Annotated in this window: 21 protein-coding genes and 1 pseudogene; 7 read left to right on the top strand and 15 right to left on the bottom strand. The window is 71.2% G+C overall.

Features of this window, described 5'->3' with window-relative positions:
• Positions 1-14 precede the first annotated feature (14 nt).
• Positions 15-1853 carry a prolyl oligopeptidase family serine peptidase gene (locus tag QQM39_RS20175; protein ID WP_301998534.1) on the bottom strand — a complete coding sequence of 613 codons (1839 nt, stop codon included), beginning with the start codon at positions 1851-1853 and terminating at the stop codon, positions 15-17.
• 297 nt (positions 1854-2150) lie between these two features.
• Here QQM39_RS20175 and QQM39_RS20180 point away from each other — a divergent pair, with 297 nt between their 5' ends.
• Complete coding sequence (locus tag QQM39_RS20180; RefSeq protein ID WP_301998536.1) at positions 2151-3002, top strand: SURF1 family protein; 852 nt, start codon at positions 2151-2153, stop codon at positions 3000-3002.
• A 71-nt stretch (positions 3003-3073) separates the two neighbouring features.
• On the opposite strand, the gene QQM39_RS20185 is transcribed toward QQM39_RS20180, so the two are convergent.
• The 4 genes from QQM39_RS20185 to QQM39_RS20200 form a co-directional block, all read right to left on the bottom strand.
• Positions 3074-4123, bottom strand: a complete 1050-nt coding sequence (locus tag QQM39_RS20185; RefSeq protein ID WP_367668939.1) for a hypothetical protein — start codon at positions 4121-4123, stop codon at positions 3074-3076.
• A gap of 149 nt (positions 4124-4272) precedes the next feature.
• Entirely contained in the window at positions 4273-4956 is a 684-nt protein-coding gene (locus tag QQM39_RS20190) for a SigE family RNA polymerase sigma factor (protein WP_301998541.1), read from the bottom strand.
• A gap of 410 nt (positions 4957-5366) precedes the next feature.
• A complete protein-coding gene (locus QQM39_RS20195; protein ID WP_301998543.1) occupies positions 5367-6431 on the bottom strand; it encodes an aspartate-semialdehyde dehydrogenase in 1065 nt (354 codons plus the stop codon).
• Entirely contained in the window at positions 6431-7708 is a 1278-nt protein-coding gene (locus tag QQM39_RS20200; RefSeq protein WP_128433729.1) for an aspartate kinase, read from the bottom strand. The genes QQM39_RS20195 and QQM39_RS20200 overlap by 1 nt, the downstream gene beginning before the upstream one ends.
• A gap of 322 nt (positions 7709-8030) precedes the next feature.
• Here QQM39_RS20200 and QQM39_RS20205 point away from each other — a divergent pair, with 322 nt between their 5' ends.
• The 4 genes from QQM39_RS20205 to QQM39_RS20220 all read left to right on the top strand — a co-directional run bounded on the left by QQM39_RS20205 (position 8031) and on the right by QQM39_RS20220 (position 12131).
• Positions 8031-8768, top strand: coding sequence for a tRNA-dependent cyclodipeptide synthase (locus QQM39_RS20205; protein WP_302003649.1), 738 nt, complete (start codon positions 8031-8033; stop codon positions 8766-8768).
• On the top strand, positions 8758-9945 hold the full coding sequence (locus QQM39_RS20210; RefSeq protein WP_301998546.1) for a cytochrome P450: 1188 nt from the start codon (positions 8758-8760) through the stop codon (positions 9943-9945). The genes QQM39_RS20205 and QQM39_RS20210 overlap by 11 nt, the downstream gene beginning before the upstream one ends.
• 90 nt (positions 9946-10035) lie before the next feature.
• Complete coding sequence (locus tag QQM39_RS20215; RefSeq protein ID WP_301998548.1) at positions 10036-10746, top strand: response regulator transcription factor; 711 nt, start codon at positions 10036-10038, stop codon at positions 10744-10746.
• On the top strand, positions 10743-12131 hold the full coding sequence (locus tag QQM39_RS20220) for a HAMP domain-containing sensor histidine kinase (RefSeq protein ID WP_301998550.1): 1389 nt from the start codon (positions 10743-10745) through the stop codon (positions 12129-12131). Before QQM39_RS20215 ends, QQM39_RS20220 begins: the two co-directional genes overlap by 4 nt.
• A 3-nt stretch (positions 12132-12134) precedes the next feature.
• Here QQM39_RS20220 and QQM39_RS20225 read toward each other — a convergent pair whose 3' ends face one another.
• The gene (locus tag QQM39_RS20225; RefSeq protein WP_301998552.1) at positions 12135-12632 is read right to left on the bottom strand and encodes an SgcJ/EcaC family oxidoreductase; all 498 of its coding nucleotides are present in this window, start codon (positions 12630-12632) and stop codon (positions 12135-12137) included.
• Positions 12633-12848: 216 nt separating this feature from the next.
• Here QQM39_RS20225 and QQM39_RS20230 point away from each other — a divergent pair.
• A pseudogene (locus tag QQM39_RS20230) lies at positions 12849-13456 on the top strand (sulfite exporter TauE/SafE family protein).
• 100 nt (positions 13457-13556) lie between these two features.
• Here the strand turns inward: QQM39_RS20230 and QQM39_RS20235 are convergent.
• The 6 genes from QQM39_RS20235 to QQM39_RS20260 all read right to left on the bottom strand — a co-directional run bounded on the left by QQM39_RS20235 (position 13557) and on the right by QQM39_RS20260 (position 16868).
• Positions 13557-13883 (bottom strand): hypothetical protein, encoded by a 327-nt coding sequence (locus tag QQM39_RS20235; RefSeq protein ID WP_301998560.1) that lies wholly within the window; start codon positions 13881-13883, stop codon positions 13557-13559.
• 498 nt (positions 13884-14381) lie between these two features.
• Entirely contained in the window at positions 14382-14630 is a 249-nt protein-coding gene (locus tag QQM39_RS20240; protein ID WP_301998562.1) for a helix-turn-helix domain-containing protein, read from the bottom strand.
• The gene (locus QQM39_RS20245; protein ID WP_301998564.1) at positions 14627-15043 is read right to left on the bottom strand and encodes an SsgA family sporulation/cell division regulator; all 417 of its coding nucleotides are present in this window, start codon (positions 15041-15043) and stop codon (positions 14627-14629) included. The genes QQM39_RS20240 and QQM39_RS20245 overlap by 4 nt, the downstream gene beginning before the upstream one ends.
• 133 nt (positions 15044-15176) lie before the next feature.
• Complete coding sequence (locus QQM39_RS20250; RefSeq protein ID WP_301998566.1) at positions 15177-15839, bottom strand: DUF5063 domain-containing protein; 663 nt, start codon at positions 15837-15839, stop codon at positions 15177-15179.
• The gene (recR, locus tag QQM39_RS20255) at positions 15832-16431 is read right to left on the bottom strand and encodes a recombination mediator RecR (RefSeq protein ID WP_128433740.1); all 600 of its coding nucleotides are present in this window, start codon (positions 16429-16431) and stop codon (positions 15832-15834) included. Before recR ends, QQM39_RS20250 begins: the two co-directional genes overlap by 8 nt.
• A 92-nt stretch (positions 16432-16523) precedes the next feature.
• On the bottom strand, positions 16524-16868 hold the full coding sequence (locus QQM39_RS20260; RefSeq protein ID WP_062697765.1) for a YbaB/EbfC family nucleoid-associated protein: 345 nt from the start codon (positions 16866-16868) through the stop codon (positions 16524-16526).
• A 332-nt stretch (positions 16869-17200) separates the two neighbouring features.
• Here QQM39_RS20260 and QQM39_RS20265 point away from each other — a divergent pair, with 332 nt between their 5' ends.
• Positions 17201-17962, top strand: coding sequence for an SLATT domain-containing protein (locus QQM39_RS20265; protein WP_301998568.1), 762 nt, complete (start codon positions 17201-17203; stop codon positions 17960-17962).
• 116 nt (positions 17963-18078) lie between these two features.
• On the opposite strand, the gene QQM39_RS20270 is transcribed toward QQM39_RS20265, so the two are convergent.
• The 3 genes from QQM39_RS20270 to QQM39_RS20280 form a co-directional block, all read right to left on the bottom strand.
• Positions 18079-19797, bottom strand: a complete 1719-nt coding sequence (locus QQM39_RS20270; protein ID WP_302003650.1) for a serine/threonine-protein kinase — start codon at positions 19795-19797, stop codon at positions 18079-18081.
• A gap of 90 nt (positions 19798-19887) precedes the next feature.
• Positions 19888-20346, bottom strand: coding sequence for a MarR family winged helix-turn-helix transcriptional regulator (locus QQM39_RS20275; protein WP_301998570.1), 459 nt, complete (start codon positions 20344-20346; stop codon positions 19888-19890).
• A complete protein-coding gene (locus QQM39_RS20280) occupies positions 20343-20966 on the bottom strand; it encodes a type 1 glutamine amidotransferase family protein (RefSeq protein ID WP_301998571.1) in 624 nt (207 codons plus the stop codon). The genes QQM39_RS20275 and QQM39_RS20280 overlap by 4 nt, the downstream gene beginning before the upstream one ends.
• Between the last annotated feature and the right edge of the window lie 194 nt (positions 20967-21160).

Below are 21160 nucleotides of genomic sequence, written 5' to 3' on the forward strand. Positions count from 1 at the left end.
CAGGCCGGTGAGGGCTACAGCTGCTGCGGAGCCCCCAAGTGGCGTTCCGCGAAGTCCAGTTCCAGTCTCACCTGCTTGATCCGCTCGTCCACCACCAGCGAACCGTGGCCCGCGTCGTAGCGGTACACCTCGTGCACCGCCTCGCGGGCCTCCAGGCGCTTCACATAGTTGTCGATCTGCCGGATCGGGCAGCGCGGGTCGTTCACGCCTGCCGAGATGTAGACCGGGGCCTTCACCTGGTCGACGTACGTCAGCGGTGACGACGCCTCGAAGCGCTCCGGCACCTCCTCCGGTGTGCCGCCCAGCAGCGTGCGGTCCAGGGCCTTCAGCGACTCCATCTCGTCGTGGTACGCCGTGACGTAGTCGGCGACCGGGACCGCCGCGATGCCCAGGGTCCACGCGTCCGGCTGGGTGCCGAGGCCGAGGAGGGTGAGGTAGCCGCCCCACGAACCGCCGGTCAGGATCAGGCGGGCCGGGTCGGCGAGGCCGGACGTCACCGCCCATTCCCGGACCGCCGCGATGTCCTCCAGCTCGATCAGCCCGACCCGGTGCTTGAGCGCGTCCGTCCAGGCGCGCCCGTAGCCGGTGGAGCCGCGGTAGTTGACCCGGACCACCGCGTAACCGTGGTCCACCCAGGCCGCGGGACCTGCCGCGAACGCGTCGCTGTCGTGCCAGGTCGGCCCGCCGTGGATGTCGAAGACCGTCGGGAGTGGGCCCTCGGCGCCCTCGGGGCGCTGCACGAGGGCGTGGATGCGGCCGCCGGGGCCCTCCACCCACACGTCCCGCACCGGGACCGAGCCGGGGGACTTCATGCCGGGCGGGTCGAGGACCACGTGCCCCGTCGTCGACCGCACCGCCGACGGCTGCGCCGCGGACGACCACAGGTACTCCACGCTGCCGTCCGGACGGGCCGTCGCCCCCGACACCGAGCCCGCCGGGGTCGGGATCCGCACCAGCTCGCGCCGGGCCAGGTCGTAGCGGAACAGCTCGCTGCGGGCCTCGAAGCTGTGCACGACCAGCAGACCGGTGCCGTCGGGATACCACTCGGCGCTCACGTCACCGGGCAGCTCCAGGGCCAGGTCCGTCTCCTCCCCCGTCGCCACGTCCCACACCAGCGGCTCCCAGCGGCCGCGCCTCTGGTGGCCGATGAGCAGGCGCGCGTCGCCCTCCACCGGGGCGAAGCCCAGGACCTCCAGGCCCAGCTCCTTCGAGCCGCCCTTGGTGTCGTCGAGTTCGGCGACCGCCGTGCCGTCGGGGCGCAGGACGCGCAGCGCCGAGTGCATCGCGTCGCCGTGCTCGGTGTGCTCGATGGCGATCAGCGTGCCGTCGTGCGAGAGGTCGCCGACGCCCGCGGACTCGCGGTGGCGGTAGATCTCCAGCGGGGGCTTGCCGGTGCGGGCCAGATGGATCGTCGTGCCGTCCTCGTCCGTCGAGCGGCCCACGATCGCCGTACGGCCGTCGCGGCCCAGGGCGAGGCCCGCCGGGTACGACGGGTCCAGGCCCGGCGCCGCGAGCTCGTCCTCACCGCCGCCGAACCGCTGGCGGCGCCAGACGCCGAACTCGTCGCCGTCCTTGTCGTCGAACCACCAGATCCACGCGCCGTCCGGGGTGAGCACGCCGTCCGTCGTGCCGTTCGGCCGGTCGGTCACCTGGCGCTGCTCGCCCGTCGACCGGTCCCAGGCGTACAGCTCGTACGTCCCTGTGGCGTTCGACACGAACAAGGAACGGTCCGGGGCGTCCTCCGCCCAGTCGGGCAGCGACACCCGAGGCGCCCGGAAGCGCTTCTCCCAGTCCGGCATGGCCTTGTCGTGCTTGTGGTGATCCCGCGAATCGGACCCGTGGCTCTCAGTCATTGCCCCATAGTGCCTGGCCCCGCCGACAATTCGTTGACGAGGTCCCCAGCCTGTGGATAACTTCGCGGCCACGCACTCCGCCATGCACTTCGTCATGCACTTCGTCATGCGCTCCGTCATGTACTCCGTCATGTACTCCGTCATGCACTCCGTCATCCACGTGCCGGTCGCTGCCGCACCAGCAGTGCCACCTGGGCCTCCACACCCCCGCTCGCTCGCCGCCGACCGCGACCACCTCACGGAGCCGTACCGACCCCCCGGCCAGGCCCTCCGCAGGAGCCCCGTACCGTTGAGGGCGTGTACCGGTTTCTGCTGACGCCCCGTTGGTGGGGAATCAACGTCTTCGTGCTGCTCGCCATCCCCTTCTGCGTGTTCATGGGGTCGTGGCAGCTGAGCCGGTTCGAGGCGCGTGTGGCGGACCATCGCAGCGCCGGTGAGCAGGCCGCGGAGAACAAGCGGGAGGCGCCCCGTCCGCTCACCGAGCTGCTGCCCGTGAACAAGGCGACCGTGGGCAAGCAGGTCACCGCGAGCGGGCGGTACGGCAAGCAGTTGCTCGTCCCCGACCGGGACCTGGACGGCAAGCAGGGGTACTACGTGCTGACGCTGCTGCACACCGACGGGGGCAAGGCCCTGCCGGTCGTGCGGGGCTGGCGGCCCGGCGACGCCGACCGGGCCGAGGCCCCCGCCGCACCCACCGGCGAGGTCACGGTCACCGGCGCGCTCCAGGCGTCCGAGGTGCCGGGCGAGAACGGCGTGGCCGCGCAGGGTGGCCTGCCGTCCGGCCAGACGGCGGCGATCAGCGCGGCGTCCCTGGTGAACCTGGTGCCGTACGACGTCTACGACGCCTGGGTCACCCTCGACAAGGCCGACTCCGGCATGAAGCCCGTGCCGGTGGCCGCCGCCAACGACACCGGCCTCGACCTGAAGGCGTTCCAGAACCTCGGCTACACCGGCGAGTGGTTCGTCTTCGCGGGCTTCGTGGTCTTCATGTGGTTCCGCCTGCTCCGCCGCGAGGTGGAGTTCGTGCGGGACGCGGAACTGGGGTTGGTGCCGGACGGCGAGGCCGCAGACGGGCCCGGCGGGAATGAGGGGGGCCGGGCCGAGGAGTCGAGCGGGCACCCGACGACGCACGAGAAGGCGAAGGCCTAGGGGGAAACCCGAGGGGAACCCCGCCCGGGGCGGCGGCGAGCGCCCGCTCGTCCGCGGGTGCCGACCGCGAGCTACGCCCCTGCCAGCACGCCCGTCCAGTACACGATCCCCGCGCACGCGTTGGACACCGTCACCGTGGCCGCCGGTGCTCCCGCCTCCGGTGTGTTGGTGATCGTGACGCTCCCGTCGACCGTGGTGTCCTCCGTCACCAGCTGGGTGGAGGTGCCGGTGTCGCCGCCGGTGGAGGTGCCGTCGGTCGTGCCGGTGTTGTTCTCGGTCGGGGTGGGCGTGGGTGAGGGGTCGTTGCCGCCCGTGCCGCCGGTGGTGGGGTCACTCGTGGTGGGGCAGGTCTCCGAGGCGACCCAGGCGAACTTCACCTGGTACGAGCCGCCCGGCTTGAGGACGAGAGAGGTCAGCTCCTGGGCTGGATCGGGCAGGCCGGCCGCCGCGTCACCGGCGACATGCCGGGCATCGGTGATCTTCGAGCCGTCCGCCGCTCCCCCCGCGGCCAGGCTCACTGTGCCCGGGCTGCTCACCGTGCAGTCGACGGTGGAGATGTTGCTGAAGGTGAAGGTGCCGTAGACCGTGCCGGACGGGTCGGGGGCGTCCGTGGTCCCGCCGGACGTGCCGAGCTGGTCGGCGGTGCACGCGGCTATGCCGGCCGGGCTGGTCGCCAGGGGGTCGGTGGGGCTCCCGGAGCCGGTACCCGCACCGGTGCCGGTGCCCTTGTCCTCGTCCTTCTCGCTCCCCTTGCCCTTGTCCTCGGTCTTGCCCGAGGAGCCGCCGGACATGCTCGCGCCGCCGTCCGTCTCCTTGCCCTCGCCGACCCCGCCCTGCGCGTCCTGGCCGTGCCCGGCCACGGACGGGTTGACGTCGGAGCCGGTGGAGTTGGAGACGTGCACCAGGGCCGGGACGGCGGTGCCGACGAAGAGGGCCGCGGCCGCCACGCCGACGAGGGCCTGCCGCTTGCGCGCCCGTCGCGCGGGCACCGCCCGCCGCAGATGGTCCAGCGTGCCGTCGCGCGGTTCGATCTCCTCGACCGCGTCGTGCAGCATGCGGCGCAGTGCCAGCTCGTCCGAGTCGAGCCCCTCGGGGCTCTGGTCGTCGGGGCCGTGGTTCACAGTTCCGTTCCCAGCGTGCGATTGCTTCGGCTGTTGCCTGTCCGGCCGCCCGGTCGGCTCACGCCTCCCCCACTGCCCGAAGGGCGTGGGGGGATCCCCGGACGGCTCGTGGGGCACGTGCAGATGACGCCGCCCGTCATGGTCCTCGCTCATGCCGGCGCCTCCATGGCCACCCGCAGCGCCGCGATGCCGCGCGAGCCGTACGCCTTCACCGAGCCCAGCGAGATGCCGAGCGTCTCGGCGACCTGCGCCTCGGTCATGTCCGCGAAGTAACGCAGGACCAGCACCTCGCGCTGCCGGCGCTGCAGGCCCTTCATCGCCTTGATGAGGGAGTCGCGCTCAAGCTGGTCGTACGCCCCCTCCTCCGCGCTCGCCATGTCGGGCATCGGCTTGGACAGCAGCTTCAGGCCCAGTATCCGGCGGCGCAGGGCGGAGCGGGACAGGTTGACGACGGTCTGGCGCAGATAGGCCAGTGTCTTCTCCGGGTCACGCACGCGCTTGCGCGCGGAGTGGACGCGGATGAACGCCTCCTGGACGACGTCCTCGCAGGAGGCCGTGTCGTCGAGGAGAAGGGCGGCGAGACCCAGCAGCGAGCGGTAGTGCGCCCGGTAGGTCTCGGTGAGGTGGTCGACGGTCGTACCGGCCGCCGCGGTGTTCTCGGCGTGTTCGGAGCCGTCGCGCTGACTGGGAATGCGGGCGGGCCGCGCTGCGGGCATGGGCGCGATCACCGGCATGCCGCCGGGCGCACCGGGCATGCGGGATCGGACGGGCCGGCGGGGCGGCCGTAGGGCCGTACCGCGGGTCGCCGCACTGAAGTCGAGTACCTCTGCCACGCCTGTTGGACACGCGTCCCCCCGTGAGGGTTGTACGTGCCGGACGTCAATTTTGCGTCAATCCCCGCAGCCGACCCTCTTGCGCCAGGCAGCACAGCTGACCGTGCGTCAAACGCCCACATGCCTACCCGCTCTTCCCTTATGTCAAAAATGAGCGGACGTCCCCACGCCCGGCTCATGGCGTCCCCACGCCAGAAAAACGCGTCATTCACGCCCCATAAGGGCGACCGCAAAGACGCTCCCCGCTCTGCAAGCGGTTGCAGAGCGGGGAGGAAAATCTTCGGCTGCCGCCGGGGTCCGGTTCAAGTGGTCCGGACCATCGATCGGCTCACACTTTTCATATAGATCCTACAAACGATTCAACCAAGGCCCAGGAGTTTTCCGGCACTACGGGAGGTCCACGGGAGGTCTCACGAAAACTCCGCCGCCACGAGCTCGGCGATCTGCGCGGTGTTGAGGGCCGCGCCCTTGCGCAGATTGTCGCCGCAGACGAAGAGTTCGAGCGCCGTCGGATCGTCGAGCGCGCGCCGCACCCGGCCGACCCAGGTCGGATCGGTGCCCACCACGTCGGCGGGCGTCGGGAACTCCCCGGCCTCCGGGTCGTCGTAGAGCACGACCCCCGGCGCGGTGGCCAGTATCTCGCGCGCCTTGGCGACGGTGACCTCGCCCTCGAAGCGGGCGTGCACGGTCAGCGAGTGCCCGGTCAGCACCGGCACCCGCACACAGGTCACCGCGACCGGCAGCTTCGGCAGCCCGAGGATCTTGCGGGACTCGTCCCGCACCTTCATCTCCTCCGACGACCAGCCGTCCTCGCGCAGCGACCCGGCCCACGGCACGACGTTCAGCGCGACCGGCTCCGGGAACGGCCCGGTGTTCTCGCCGATGGCCCTCCGTACGTCACCGGGGCTGGTGCCCAGATCCGTACCGGCGACCAGGGACAGCTGCTGGCGCAGGGTCTCGACGCCGGCGCGCCCGGCCCCGCTCACCGCCTGGTACGAGGAGACCACCAGGGAGCGCAGCCCGAACTCCGCGTGCAGCGCGCCCAGCGCCACGATCATGGAGAGGGTGGTGCAGTTGGGGTTGGCGACGATGCCGCGCGGCCGCATCCGTACGGCATGCGGGTTGACCTCGGGAACGGCCAGGGGCACATCCGGGTCCATCCGGAAGGCGCCCGAATTGTCCACCACCACCGTGCCCTTGGCGGCGGCGATCGGCGCCCATCGGGCGGCCACCTCGTCGGGTACGTCGAACATCGCGACGTCCACCCCGTCGAAGGCCTCCTCGGTGAGCGCCACCACCTCGACCTCCTCGCCGCGCACGGCCAGCTTGCGGCCGGCCGAGCGCGGCGAGGCGACGAGACGGATCTCACCCCAGACGTCGGCGCGCTGGGAGAGGATCTGGAGCATGACCGTGCCGACGGCTCCGGTCGCTCCCACGACCGCGAGCGTCGGGCGGCGGGACTCCATTCCCGCCATCAGCGTCCGGTGCCTCCGTACACGACAGCCTCGTCGCTGTCGGAGTCGAGGCCGAAGGCGCTGTGCACGGCGCGGACGGCCTCGTTGACGTCGTCGGCGCGGGTGACGACCGAGATGCGGATCTCGGAGGTCGAGATCAGCTCGATGTTCACGCCGGCGTCGGACAGGGCGGTGAAGAAGTCGGCGGTGACACCGGGGTTCGTCTTCATGCCCGCGCCGACCAGGGAGATCTTGCCGATCTGGTCGTCGTAGCGCAGCGAGTCGAAGCCGATGCCGCTCTTGTTCTTCTCCAGGGCGTCGATGGCCTTGCGGCCCTCGGCCTTGGGGAGCGTGAAGGAGATGTCCGTCAGGCCCGTGGAGGCCGCGGACACGTTCTGCACGATCATGTCGATGTTGATCTCGGCGTTGGAGATCGTCCGGAAGATCGCGGCCGCCTCGCCCGGCTTGTCCGGCACACCGACGACGGTGACCTTGGCCTCGGAGGTGTCGTGCGCGACACCGGAGATGATGGCCTGCTCCACCTGCTTGTCCCCTTGATCGATCGGCTCGCTGCTGACCCACGTGCCCTGCAGTCCGCTGAAGCTGGACCGGACGTGGATCGGGATGTTGTACCGGCGGGCGTACTCCACACAGCGGTGGAGCAGCACCTTCGAGCCGGACGCGGCCAGCTCCAGCATGTCCTCGAAGGAGATCCAGTCGATCTTCTTCGCCTTCTTCACCACACGCGGGTCGGCGGTGAACACGCCGTCGACGTCGGTGTAGATCTCGCACACCTCGGCGTCGAGGGCGGCGGCCAGCGCCACGGCGGTCGTGTCCGACCCGCCGCGCCCCAGGGTGGTGATGTCCTTCGAGTCCTGGCTGACGCCCTGGAACCCGGCCACGATGGCGATGTTGCCCTCGTCCACCGAGGTGCGGATCCGGCCAGGCGTGACATCGATGATCCGCGCTTTGTTGTGGACCGAGTCGGTGATGACACCTGCCTGGCTGCCAGTGAACGACTGGGCGCTGTGGCCCAGGTTTTTGATCGCCATGGCCAGCAATGCCATGGAGATCCGCTCTCCGGCGGTCAGCAGCATGTCGAGCTCGCGCCCGGCAGGCATCGGGGATACCTGCTCGGCGAGATCGATCAGCTCGTCCGTCGTGTCGCCCATCGCGGAAACCACGGCGACCACCTGGTGGCCGTTCTTCTTGGCTTCCACGATCCGCTTGGCGACGCGCTTGATGCCCTCGGCATCGGCTACGGAGGAGCCTCCGTACTTCTGCACGACAAGGCCCACGTGCGCTCCTCGCTCAGTCCGTGTGTGTCGGCTCAGTTTAACGAGCGTCCGAAAACGACCTTGGGGTTCCCAGATGGTGAGATTCGGCGCTCCGGGATGGTCTCTGCCCCGTCGGGGGTGGGGCAACCGGGTTAGTGGTGCAGGTCACTCGGGTCGCCGCGGACACCCACCTGCCCGACGCCGACGCGAGGACCGCCGGTCGCGATCTTTGCCATTGACGCTCTCCGTAGTCGAACGCTAACTTCGCGTCGTCGTCGCCACACCAGGAGCACAAGGCTCCATCGGGACTCGCGACGCGAAGGAATCTCTTCCTTTGACGACTGTGACCGATCCAGAGATCCAGCACGTCACCCGAGCCGATACGGATTCCCCGGCCGGCCTCTTCAAGATCCAGCCCTTCACGCCGCACTGCGAGGTCATCCGCGTCGCGGGCGACCACGCCGTCATCGGCGTCTCCCCGGGCAACAGCTACTTCTCCGCCCGCCGCGTCCACGACCTCGCCCGCTGGGGACTCGCCCTCTTCGAGCGCGTGGACTTCGTCTACACGGACCTGTACGTGGCGGAGATGTACGCGGCGTCCGGCTATCCGCCCGACGACGCGCGCCGCAAGACGGTGAAGAACCTGCGCGGCGTGCGCGCCAAGGTTCTCGGCGCCGTCGAAGCCGTCGACCCCGGCGGCACGCGCCTGCACGCCCACGCCATGTCGGACTTCCGCGGCAACTCGGCGTACCGCGAGATCCACGATCGCCTGCAGGCCCGCCTGGCCACCGACGACGAGTTCCGCACGACCTGCGAGAAGCTCGTCGACACCTTCCTGGCCGGCAAGGCCGGGCAAGTGACCGAGGCGCAGCGCGAGGTCTGCCTGGCCTACGTCTGTGCCGAGGCGCCCCTCTTCCTGGACACGCCCGCCATCCTCGGCGTCCCCTCCTCCCTCAACTGCTACCACCAGCTCCTGCCGATGGCCGAGCTCCTCTACTCCCGGGGCGCGGGCCTGCGTGCCTCGCGCAACCAGGGGCACGCCATCGTGACGCCGGCAGACAGGACCACCGATGCTCACTGAAGCCCCCCTCGACTTCCCCTTCTCCTGGCGCGGCGACCAGATACCCGCCGAGGTGGCGGAGTTGCGCGCCGCCACTCCCGTGCGTCGCGTCCGCACCATCGCCGGTGACGAGGCCTGGCTCGTGTCGTCGTACGACCTGTGCAAGCAGGTTCTCGAAGACCCGCGCTTCAGCCTGAAGGACACCTCGGCCCCGGGCGTGCCCCGCCAGTACGCGCTGACGATCCCGCCCGAGGTCGTCAACAACATGGGGAACATCACCGGCGCGGGACTGCGGAAGGCGGTGTTGAAGGCGCTGAACCCGAAGAGCCCGGGTCTCGCGGAGTGGATGGGCTCCTACGCCGCCGAACTCGTCGACGCGCTGATCCGCGAGGGCGCCCCGGCGGACCTGCGCGGCGGCTTCGCCGACCCGTACTCGGCGGGCATGCACTGCCGCATCCTCGGCATCCCGCAGGCGGACGCGCCCAGGCTGATGCGGAGCCTGGACATCGCGTTCATGAACTCGGCCTGCCCGGTCGCCGGGGCGCGGCTGAACTGGGACCGGGACATCGCGTACATGACGGAGCGGCTCGACGAGCCGGCGACCACCGCCCTGATGGCCGAGCTGGCCGCCCTGCGCGCCGACCCCGACTACCGGCACCTCACCGACGAGATGCTCGCCACGGTGGGGGTGACGATGTTCGGCGCCGGTGTCATCTCCACCGCCGGCTTCCTGACCATGGCGCTGGTGTCGCTGATCCAGCACCCCGAGCTGCACGCCCGCCTCCTCGCCGACCGCACCCTGGTCCCGGCCGCCGTCGACGAGCTGCTGCGCATCAACCTGTCCATCGGCGACGGGCTGCCGAGGCTGGCGACCGAGGACGTACTCCTGGGAGATGTACAGGTCAAGGCGGGCGAGCTGGTCCTCGTCCTGGTCGAGGGCGCGAACTTCGACGCGGCCGCCTTCCCCGACCCGTACACCGTCGACCTCACCCGCGAGAACAGCACCGCCCACCTCTCCTTCGGCGGCGGCCGCCACTACTGCCCCGCGACCGCCCTCGGCCGCAAACACGCGGAGATCGCCCTGGAGACCCTGCTGGAGCGAATGCCCGGGCTGCGGCTCGCGGTGCCGATCGAGCAGCTGGTGTGGCGGACCGGGTTCATGAAACGGATCCCGGAGCGACTGCCGGTCCTGTGGTAGCAGCCTGACAGCAGCCGATTTACCTGCTTATCGCCTGCCCACAGGCTCGGCGACCGGCCGTCTTTAAAGTTCAACCACTATGGTTCGCCTGTGCGCGTACTGCTGGTGGAAGACGACGAGCCGGTCGCCGAGTCGCTCCGGCGAGGACTGCTGCGTTACGGCTTCGACGTGGCCTGGGTCACCACGGGTGCCGCGGCGCTCGGCCACGCCGAGCCCTACGACGTCGTACTCCTCGATCTCGGCCTGCCCGACACCGACGGTCTCGACGTCTGCAAGGTGCTGCGCGAGCGCGGTGACGTGCCGATCATCGTGATCAGCGCGCGCAGCGACGAGACGGACCGGGTGGTCGGGCTGGAGCTCGGCGCGGACGACTATGTGTCCAAGCCGTTCGGGGTCCGCGAGGTCATCGCGCGGATACGAGCGGTCATGCGCCGGATGCAGCCGCGCACCCCCGCCGCTGCCGCCGAGGCCGGCCCGGACCGTTACGGCCCCCGCCTGACCATCGACCGCAAGGCGGCCCGGGTCCGCCTGGACGGCGAGGAGGTCGCCCTCGCGCCCAAGGAGTACGACCTGCTGGCCTTCCTCACCGAGGAGCCCGGGGCGCTCATGTCGCGCGAGCAGATCATGGAGGCGGTCTGGGACGCGAACTGGTTCGGCCCGACGAAGACCCTGGACGTCCATGTGGCGGCGCTGCGGCGCAAGCTCGCCGGGGCAATCACGATCGAGGCGGTGCGGGGGGTCGGGTTCCGGCTGGAGATCGACAAGAGCGACAAGAGCGACGGCGGTAGCGGCGCGTCATGATCCGTCAGCTCATCCGCAGTTACGTCGGGCTCGTCGCCGTCGCGATCGCGCTGTTCACCGTGCCGGTCGCCTTCACCCTCACGGACCAGCTGCGGGACGACACCGCGGACTCCGTCAAGCGTGAGGCCGACACCATGGCCCTGCTGCTCGGCAACGGGAACCCCCCGTCGTGCGCGGCCTTGGAGGAGATGGCCACGGCCTACACCCGGCAGACACCCGGCAAGGTCGAGGCGACCGCCCGCTGCGACACCGTCCTGCCGCTCCCGGACCAGGACGCGGCCCTGGCCAAGGCCCTGGAGACGGGCAACCCGACGACCGACTGGGGCTCCTCCTTCATCTGGGGGCCGGAGCTGAAGATCACCGTTGCCGCTCGCGAGAGCAAGGAGGACCTCGACGGCCGCAACAGGGGCCCGGTCGTCGGTGCCGTACGGATCGTGTACGACACCGGCGGGCTCACCGAGCGCCTCTGGACCATCTGGGGCTTCCGCGCGGGCCTCGCGGTTGCCGTCCTGGCCGTCGCCGCCGTGATCGGCGCCGCGGCAGCCCGGCGTATCACCCGGCCGCTGCGCCAGCTCAACGACATGGCGAGCAAGTTCAGCGACGGCGATCTGACCGCCCGCTCCCCCGTGACGGGCCCCCCGGAGACCCAGACACTGGCGCGCACCCTCAACCAGGGCGCGGAACGCCTGGACACGCTGGTCGCCGCCCAGCGCATCTTCGTGGCCGACGCCTCGCATCAACTCCGCACCCCTCTCACCGCGTTGCGGCTGTCGCTGGACAACATCGCGGACGGCGTGGACGACGACTTCGTCAGGGAGGACGTGGAGCAGGCCACGGCCGAGGTCGTCCGGATGAGCCGGCTGGTGAACGGCCTGCTGGTGCTGGCCCGGGCCGAGGCGAAGGTGTCGGCGGCCGAGCCGCTGGACCTGGGGGACATCGTGCGGGAGAGGCTGGACGTGTGGAGGCCGGCCGCCGACGAGCGCGGAGTCACCATCACGCTCGGGGGGAGTGCCGACGGCCGGCTGCTTGTGCTGACCAGCCCCGGTCATCTGGACCAGGTGCTGGACAACGTGCTCTCGAACGCCCTGGAGGTGTCACCGGACGGCGGCACGATCACGGTCCGGGTGGAGTCGAGGGGCGACGAGGTGGTGCTTTCGGTTCTCGACGAGGGCCCCGGCATGTCGGACACCGACAAGTCCCGGGCCTTCGACCGGTTCTGGCGCGGCAAGGGCCTGACCGGGAAGGCCGGTTCCGGCCTCGGCCTCGCCGTCGTCAAGCAGCTGGTGACGGACGACGGCGGGACCGTGGCCCTGCGGGACGCCCCCGGCGGCGGGCTGTGCGTGGAGATCCGCCTACGGGCGGCCGCACAGCGCACCGGCGGCTGACGGTCACTTCTCGGGCATCGCCGAGGAGTGGTGGTTGACGATCAGCCACTTGCCGCCGATCTTCTCGTACGTGTACGTGTAGCGCGCCTCGACGACGCTCTTCTCGCCCGTGGCCTTGTCGGTGAGCGTGAACTCGTAGACGCCGGTGTCGATCGCGGAGTTGCTGTCGAGGACGTTGACGACCGTCTTGACCTTCTTGCCAACCGGCTTGCTCTGCAGGAACTTGTCGAAGTAGTCGACGATCTCGGCGCGGTCGGTGCGGACGTTGTTGGACACGGTGGGCAGCAGCACCGCGTCGCTCGCGTAGAGGTCCGCGACCTTCTCCGAGTCGCCGGTCTGCAGCGCGGCGTTCCAGTCGTCGAACAGCGAGACGACCTGCGCCTTGGCGGGCTTGGCGTCCGCCTTCGGCCCGGCTACTGCGACGCCGGCGGCGAAGGTGCCTGCGGCGACGAGGGCGGTGGCGGTGACAAGGGCGGCGCGTATGCGAGCCTTACGGGTCATCTCAACTCCAAGGCGAGTCAGGGGGGTGTTTCCCTCCGCGTTCTCTGCGGTGGAAGTGACTCCAGACTCGCTTGCCGCCGGTTAGGGGCCGTGCAGCGGACGTACAGCCCCGGGACAAGGCGTTTCCAATTCACTTCCCGTATCGGCGCGATCACCCGTGCACAGCGGGACTCGGCCATTGATCACGTGCCGTCGGCCAGAGGAGGATACCGGCCCGTGACGGGCGGATGGACGGGCGACGTACTGCTGGCGGGGATCGTACTGCTCGGTTCGTCCGTGCAGTGGCTCACCGGCACCGGCCGAGGGCGTACGCGTCGCCAACTGCGCCGCCGGGGCGATCTGTCTGGTGGGGATGGCGGGCGGTTGGCGACGCGTACGCCCGGCCGCGATGGTCCCGCTGCGCGTGGTGGCGGCGTGCACGGTGCCCGCGGCACCTGGTGGCTCGTCAACTCCCCGAGCCCTGGCTGCTGTTGGCCATGGGCGGCCTGGTCACGGCAGCCGTGCTGCTGGTCATGCGGGGCGTTCGGATATCGGCCCTGCACGGCACCCGGGGAGCGATCGCGGCCGGGGCGGCGGGCGGCTTCATGAACTCGGCGGCGATGGTCGTGAACGCGTTCTCCGTGGCGTCGAACGGGGGGGCCGGGGCTGAGCCGGGACGCAGTGGGTTCTCATGGTCCTGGCGATGGGGGGCGGGCGGGCTGATCGGCAGGCGGCTCGCCTCCCGGACACCTGAGAAGCGAGCCCGGCCGCTCGTGCTGTTGCTCGCCCTGACGGGTGGGGTGACGGCCGTGGGGAAGGGGCTGTGGGGGCTGTGGGGGCTGTGATCAGTCCAACCGTCGTGCCCGACGAAGTGCTGAGCCGGTGCGAGCACGCCGTCGGCACGCACGAGTTCGTAGTTGCCGGCCGATGAACAGACCTGTCCTCTCAGGCAGGTTGACCATGCTCGGCGGCGGAGCCTACGGCGGCGATCGAACGGTCCCCGGAGGCGGTGACGGGCCCGTTCGCCGGCCGCGTGGGGGCGGCGGGCAGCGTGGGCGGCGGCGCGGTCGACACCCCGTCCCCCGTCGAAACCGCACCGATGCTGCCGCCCCCGGCAACCGAACGCGTACCGCTCGCGGTCACGGCGGCCGTGGACGTCGGCACCGGCCCGAGGAGGCCGTGGAGCGTCACCGCCGTCAGCCCCGCCGCTCCCCCGGCCGCGCCCGCCCAGGCATCCGCGGCGTCGACGGCCAACCCCAGGGCACCCGCCACGCAGAGCCCGACTCCCGTGAAACCGCACCGATGCTGCCGCCCCCGGCAACCGAACGCGTACCGCTCGCGGTCACGGCGGCCGTGGACGTCGGCACCGGCCCGAGGAGGCCGTGGAGCGTCACCGCCGTCAGCCCCGCCGCTCCCCCGGCCGCGCCCGCCCAGGCATCCGCGGCGTCGACGGCCAACCCCAGGGCACCCGCCACGCAGAGCCCGACTCCCGTGAAACCGCACCGATGCTGCCGCCCCCGGCAACCGAACGCGTACCGCTCGCGGTCACGGCGGCCGTGGGCGTCGGCACCGGCCCGAGGAGGGCGTGGAGCGTCACCGCCGTCAGCCCCGCCGCTCCCCCGGCCGCGCCCGCCCAGGCATCCGCGGCGTCGACGGCCAACCCCAGGGCACCCGCCACGCAGAGCCCGACTCCCGTCCACGCCAATGCCTTTGACCGACTCGCCATACGTTCGTCATGGAGGAGTCCGGTGACCGGGGCCGGGAACCGGGTCACCGACGCCGTACGCGTGCGGCACGCGGCCCCGGGAGGCGGGTTCCGAGCGCACGCGCGTATGCGCGCATGGTCTCCAGGTCGTGGATCTCGCCTCCCTCCATCTGCGATATCCACGTCGGGAAGAGGGCCGCGGCGTCGGCCGCCTGCCCCCGTGTGAGGCCCTGTTCCTCACGGACCTCCCGCAGCCGGCGCCCCAGCGCGTACGCCTGCGGGGCGGACAGGGCGCCCCGGAAACCGCGTATCACACCCGCCCCCGGAACAGCGCCACCAGACCCTGGTCCAGCTCGGCCCCCACGGTCTCCTCGCCCGGCGCGATCACGGTGAAGGTGCGGGCCAGGAAGCGAAACAGGTCCGCCGAGCCGAAGCGGAGCACCGCCGTGCCCTCCGGCACGTGGAACTCCACATACGTGTGGGACGACCCGCACGGCCGGACACGGACGCGGCCGACCCCAGCCCGGGCGCGCAGGCCCTCGCTCAGCAGTACGCGGGCGAACGTCCACGTCGTGACCTCGCCGTCGAGCGTGACATGCGGCGGGAAGTCGATGTGCACCGCCAGCGGGTCGGCGGAGGTGTAGCGGAGGGTCGCGGGTATCGCGATCTCCTGGTCCGCGGCCGTGATCAGACGGGCGCCGGTCGGCTGCTCAAGGGTGACGTGCATGGTGGGGCTCCGATTCAGGCGGGGCAACCGGCCGGGGGTGACCGTTGTGCCTGAGAGACCGCCCGAGGGCCCCATGCATTACGCCGCTTCAGAAGCCCTTTTTCGTAACGTGCGTCACACCAGCCCTCGGCCGCTACTGTGCGGGCCGCAGCCCCAGCGGCTCGCCGATCTCCTGCTCCATGACCCTGCCGGCCTCGAACTCCAGCGTCTCGTCGCCCATCATGCCCTGGTCCGTGTCCAGGCCGTCCAGCTCCTCCAGGGGCTGGTTCAGGCGGACGTGGGCCAGGACCGAGTGCAGGGCGCGCAGGGTCGCCGACGCCGTCGTGCCCCAGTTGGAGAAGTAGGAGAACTGCCACCACCACAGGGCCTCCGCGGTGCGGCCCGCGCGGTAGTGGGCCATGCCGTGGCGCAGGTCGGTGATGACGTCGGCCAGGTCGTCGGAGATGCGGGCCGGGACCGGGGCCTTGCGGGGCTCGTAGGGGTCGAAGACCTCCGAGTAGACGTCGATCGGGTCCAGCAGGCGGGCGAGGTTCTCGCGGAGTTCGTCGACGTCCGGCTCGGGGCCCAGGTCGGGCTCGTAGCGCTCCTCGGGGACGATGTCCTCGTGGGCGCCCAAACGGCCGCCGGCCAGGAGGAGTTGGGAGACCTCCAGGAGGAGGAAGGGCACGGTCGAACCCGGCTCGTCGCCCTTCGCGACCTCCGTGACGGCGACGAGGAAGCTCTCGATCTGGTCCGAGATCTGGACCGCGAAGTCGTCCGGGTCGTGCTCGGTCGCGTGCAGCGTGGCGTCAGACATCTAGGAGTCGTCTCCCCTCGAAGGCGCGGCCGAGGGTGACCTCGTCCGCGTATTCCAGGTCGCCACCCACCGGGAGGCCGCTGGCCAGGCGGGTGACCTTCAGGCCCATGGGCTTGATCATGCGCGCGAGGTACGTGGCCGTGGCCTCGCCCTCGAGATTCGGATCCGTGGCCAGGATCAGTTCCGTGACCGTCCCGTCGGCCAACCTCGCGAGAAGTTCCCGTATACGCAGGTCGTCCGGTCCGACACCCTCGATCGGGCTGATCGCGCCGCCGAGGACGTGGTAGCGGCCGCGGAACTCTCGGGTCCGCTCGATCGCCACGACGTCCTTCGGCTCCTCGACCACGCAGATCACCGCCGGGTCACGGCGCGTGTCCCGGCAGATGTTGCACAGCTCCTCCTGCGCGACGTTCCCGCATGTCGCGCAGAAGCGGACCTTCGCCTTGACCTCCAGCAGGGCCTGGGCCAGGCGCCGTACGTCCGTCGGCTCCGCCTGCAGGATGTGGAAGGCGATCCGCTGCGCGCTCTTGGGACCGACGCCGGGCAACCGCCCCAACTCGTCGATGAGGTCCTGGACCACGCCTTCGTACAACGGACTGCCGTCCTTCCTGGGGTTCCTTACGGTACGTACCGTAGTTGGCCGCGGCCCGTCTTAGAAAGGCAAGCCGTAGAACGACGGCAACGTCAGAAGGGCAGGCCGGGGATACCGCTGCCGCCGCCCAGGCCCTGGGCCAGCGGGCCCAGCTTCTGCTGCTGGAGGTTCTGCGCGTTCTCGTTGGCCGCCTGTACGGCCGCTACGACCAGGTCGGCGAGGGTCTCGGTGTCTTCCGGGTCCACCGCCTTCGGGTCGATCCTGAGCGCCCTGAGTTCGCCGGAGCCCGTCACGGTGGCCTTCACCAGGCCGCCGCCCGCCTGACCCTCGACCTCCGTCTGCGCCAGTTCCTCCTGCGCCCTCGCCAGGTCCTGCTGCATCTTCTGGGCCTGCTGGAGCAGCTGCTGCATGTTGGGCTGGCCACCACCGGGGATCACGATCAGCTCCTTGCGTCTCTACGGGGCTCTGTACGGGGTTCCCCGTACGGGGTTCCCCGCTCGGCTTTCGCGTTCAGCACGAGCCTACGTGGTCGGCGCAGCCGTCGCCCCAGCACTCTTTCGAGTGAGAGGAACTGGAGTCCGATACCTGATCAAGACCCTCTTCCGGGCGGAAAAGAGGCGAAAGGCATCTCTTCGACACTCATGGGGCGCTAGGAAGGATTCGGCGCGTCAGCCTCAGGTGCTGCGTGACGTTCCGTGCACTGCGGGGGGTCCTTTCCACGTCGCAGGCCGTACGTGATGTCACGCACCGTGACAGTAGGGAGTGCCGAGTGGGTCAGCCGGAGATGCAGCCCGAGAGGTCGTCTCAGCACGGGCGGAGCGTCGGGGGCGGCGATGGGGCGGCCGGGATCCGGCCGGGCGATCTGAGGGGGCGGGCGTTTCCGCTCGGGGACTGGGGTGAGCCGGCCGTGCGGTTGCACGAGTTGTACCGGTGGGTGGAGCGGGGGGCGCTGGACACGGCCGCGTGGTATCTAGCGGATCGGGTGTGGAAGCGGCGGGGGGCCTGGGCGTTGCGGGGTGGGGCGGCGTCGGGGGCGGTCGTGGGGGCCGCGCTGCCTCTGCTGGATCTGACGGGGGTCGCGAGCGGGGTGGCGCCGTGGGGGTATCTGGCGTTGCTGCTGGCGGTGGCGTGTGTGGCGGTCGATCGGTTCTTCGGGGTGACGTCCGGGTGGATAAGGGACGTCGCCACGGCTCAGGCGGTGCAGCGGCGGCTTCAGGTGTTGCAGTTCGACTGGGCGACGGAGAGTGTGCGGGAGGTTCTGGGGCCGGCCGAGGGGACGGCGAGCGAGGCGGCGGAGCGGTGTCTGGGGGTGCTGCGGCGGTTCTCGGAGGACGTGAGCGAGCTGGTGCGGGCGGAGACTGCGGACTGGATGGTGGAGTTCCGGACGGGGTCGGCGCCTTTGGGGATTCAGTCGGCTGTGGCCGGTGGGGCTCGGCAGGATGTGGGGGTGGGGCAGGGGCGGCTTTCTGTGCCGCCGGGGAATGGGGCTCGGCCGAACATGCCTCGGCAGCGGCCGCCTGAGCCTCGGTAGGGGCCCGCGGCGGAGCCGAGGCCCTGAACGGGCCTCGTCCTCAAACGCCGGACGGGCTGGAATGCCTGGACCGGCGCCGAGAGGTCAAGCCCTCTGCGGGCGAAGCCACCGCGTTGTCACCGCCTGGTGTACGTCAGCTTTTCCCCGCTGTTCGCGTTCACCCGCTCCAGCCTGCCGTCCGACAGCACCGTGACCTCGGTGGCGTCGCCCGGTGAGCAGGCGGTGGGCGGCTCGCCGGCTGTCACCTTGGACGGGCCCATCTCCAACGGGCCCGTCTCGCCGGGCGCTTCGGACAGTCGCGCCTCGAACTCGCAGTGGTAGGTGCCGGTGCCGGCGGGGCCGTCGGCGACCAGGGTCAGGACCGTGTCGCCCACTTCGCCCTGCCGGATGGTCAGCCGACGGGTGTTCTCGCCGTCGCCGTTGTCGATCGAGGCCGTCCAGGTGCCCAGGTAGTCCGCCGGGATGACGCCGTCCGTCGGGGACGAGGAGGAGGGGGAGGGGGTAGGGGGCGGGGAAGCGGAAGGGGTGGTCGGGTTGCCTCCGGTCCTGTCTTCGGTGCCGCCGTTCATGAGGGCGTACACCGAGCCGCCGGCGGCGAGCGCCACGACCAGCGCGACGGCGATGAGCGCCGCCGTGGAACGGCCGCTTCGGCGGGGTTCTTCGGGTGGGGTGGCGGGGAGGTAGGGCAGGGGTGGGGCGTACGGCGGGGTCGGGCCGTGCGGCGGGTAGACGTACCCCGGTTGCGGCGAGGGCTGGGGGTGCGGACCGCCTCGCGTCGCGGACACGGTGGGGAGTTGGTCCGGCGGTGTCGCCGCGGCGGCCGGGGCGTGCTCGGGTGAGGCCGCGGGAGTCGGCTCCACGGAGCCCGGCAGCGCCCCGGTGCCCGCCTCCGGCGAACGCACCCCGTCCGGCCCCACCGGATCCTCCGCGTCCAGCAACCGCACGGCATGCCGCCCCAGTTGCGCCACCAGCGCACCCGGCAACCACGGATCCCGGGACCGGCCGCCGGAGACGGTGTCCTCGGCCCCCGTACGCTCCAGGATCCGGTCCAGCGTCGGCCGGGTGCCGGGGTCCTTGCGCAAGCAGTCGCGCACCAGCTCGGCGATCCCCTCGGGCACCCCCTCCAGGTCGGGTTCCTCCTGGGCGATCCGGAACATCACGGCGTGCGCGCCGCTGTCGACGGAGCCGAAGGGCAGCGTGCCGGTCGCGGCGTACGCGAGCACCGAGCCCAGGCAGAACACGTCGCAGGCAGGGGTGATCCGGTCGCCGCGGACCTGCTCGGGCGCCATGAACCCCGGCGACCCTATGAGCGCGCCGGTGCGGGTGAGCCCGCTCTCGCCCACCGTCTCCAGCGCGCGGGCGATCCCGAAGTCGATGACGCGCGGTCCGTCGATGGTGACCAGGATGTTGGACGGTTTCAGATCCCGGTGCACTATCCCCGCGGCATGGATGTCCTTGAGCGCATGCGCGAGGCCAGCCGCCAGGATCCGTACCGAACGCTCGGCCAACGCCCCGTGGTCGCGCCCCACGACCTGCTGGAGGCTGGGCCCGGCCACATACCCGGTGGCGACCCACGGCACCTCGGCCTCCGTGTCCGCGTCGAGCACCGGCGCGGTCCAGAACCCGCCGACCTGCCGCGCGGCCTGCACCTCCTGCCGGAACCGGGCCCGGAACTCCTCCTGCGCGGCGAGCTCCCGCCGTACGAGTTTCACGGCGACGGTACGGCCACGATCGGAGCGGGCGAGATAGACGTCCCCCATGCCGCCCGCCCCCAGCCGCGCCAGCAGCCGATACGCCCCGATCTGCCGCGGATCGCCCGGCCCGAGCTTCTCCATCACACGCCCCCACCCCCGCCCACGCAAGCCCCCGCCTACGCGACGGCCCCACGATAGTGCGGCATATGAGGAGGTGAGGGGGGGCCGCGTCTACGGTTCCGTAACAGGAACGGCGATCTGGTCGAGCACCTTCGACAACCGTTCCAGAACCCGTACGGCATCAGCGAGTTCCGCCTCCCCGAAGGCCTCCGCCAGCCGGTCCGCGAGGGCCGCGTGCCCGGGGTTGATCCGGGAGATCGCCGCCCGCCCCTCGTCCGTCGGCGCGAGGAGCTTGGCGCGGCGGTGGGCGGGGTTGGGCCGGTACTCGGCGAGGCCCTTATCCACCAGCAGGTCGGCGATGCGCTGCACGCTCTGCCGGGTGATGCCCATGGCGCGGGCGATACCGGCGACGGGGAGGGGTTCGCCGAGCACCGCGCCCAGCACCTGCCACCAGGCCGCCGTCAGCCCGGCCGGCCGGGCCAGCTCCTCGGCGACCGCGAGGAACTGGCCGTTGAGCCGGAAGACACCGAGCGCGCTGCGGCTGAGCAGGTCCTGACGTTCCCGGCTCACAGGACCCCGGCCTTCTCGAGTACGGCGTACGCCGTCGCGTCGGAGTCGTGGAACAGGCGGTACCAGGCGTCGACGGCCTCGTCGTCGTACACCTTCAGCAGGCGCAGGATCTCCCGGGCGAAGGCGACGGGTTCGGTGGGGCCGGCGGTGACGAGCCCCCTGTCGGTGACGGCGTCGGCCTCGACGTACCGCTCGCCGCCGCCGTAACCGGTCGCGGCCAGGTAGAAGGAGACGGCGCTGGTGTGGTCCCGGTCGTCGAGCAGGCCTTCGCGGGCCAGCCCGGCGGTGGCACCGCAGATCGCGGCGACGGGCACACCGGCGTCGAGGAACTCCCGCGCCTTGCGGGCGAAGGGAGCGAGGTCGTCGCTTGTGTCCCAGAGGTCGGCGCCCGGGAGGATCAGCAGGGCCGCGTCGGACGGCCGTACGTCGTCCAGGGCCAGGTCGGGCTGGATGCGGAGGCCGCCGACGGTGGTGACGGGCTCGCGGGTGGGGCCGACGGTGCGGATCTCGTATCCGGCGCGAGCGAGCTGCGCGGTGGCGTGGCCCGGCTCCCAGTCGGCCAGGGTGTCGTAGACGGCGAGGTACACGGGCTTGCGGGTGGTGCCGGTGCTGCCGCTCATGGCTCCTCCTGGGGCCTCGAATATGACAATATGCTGTCAGCTAGACAGCTTGCTGTCAATGACTGTTTCAATGGACGGGCCACCGCCCCCCGCAGCCGCCCCCGGCGCCCGCCCGGTGACACCCCCCCCCGGCACGCCCCTCCTGTCGACAACTTGTCGCGGAAACCCCCCGACCACAGACATGACGCCGATAC

Source organism: Streptomyces sp. DT2A-34, assembly GCF_030499515.1.
Taxonomy (GTDB): domain Bacteria; phylum Actinomycetota; class Actinomycetes; order Streptomycetales; family Streptomycetaceae; genus Streptomyces.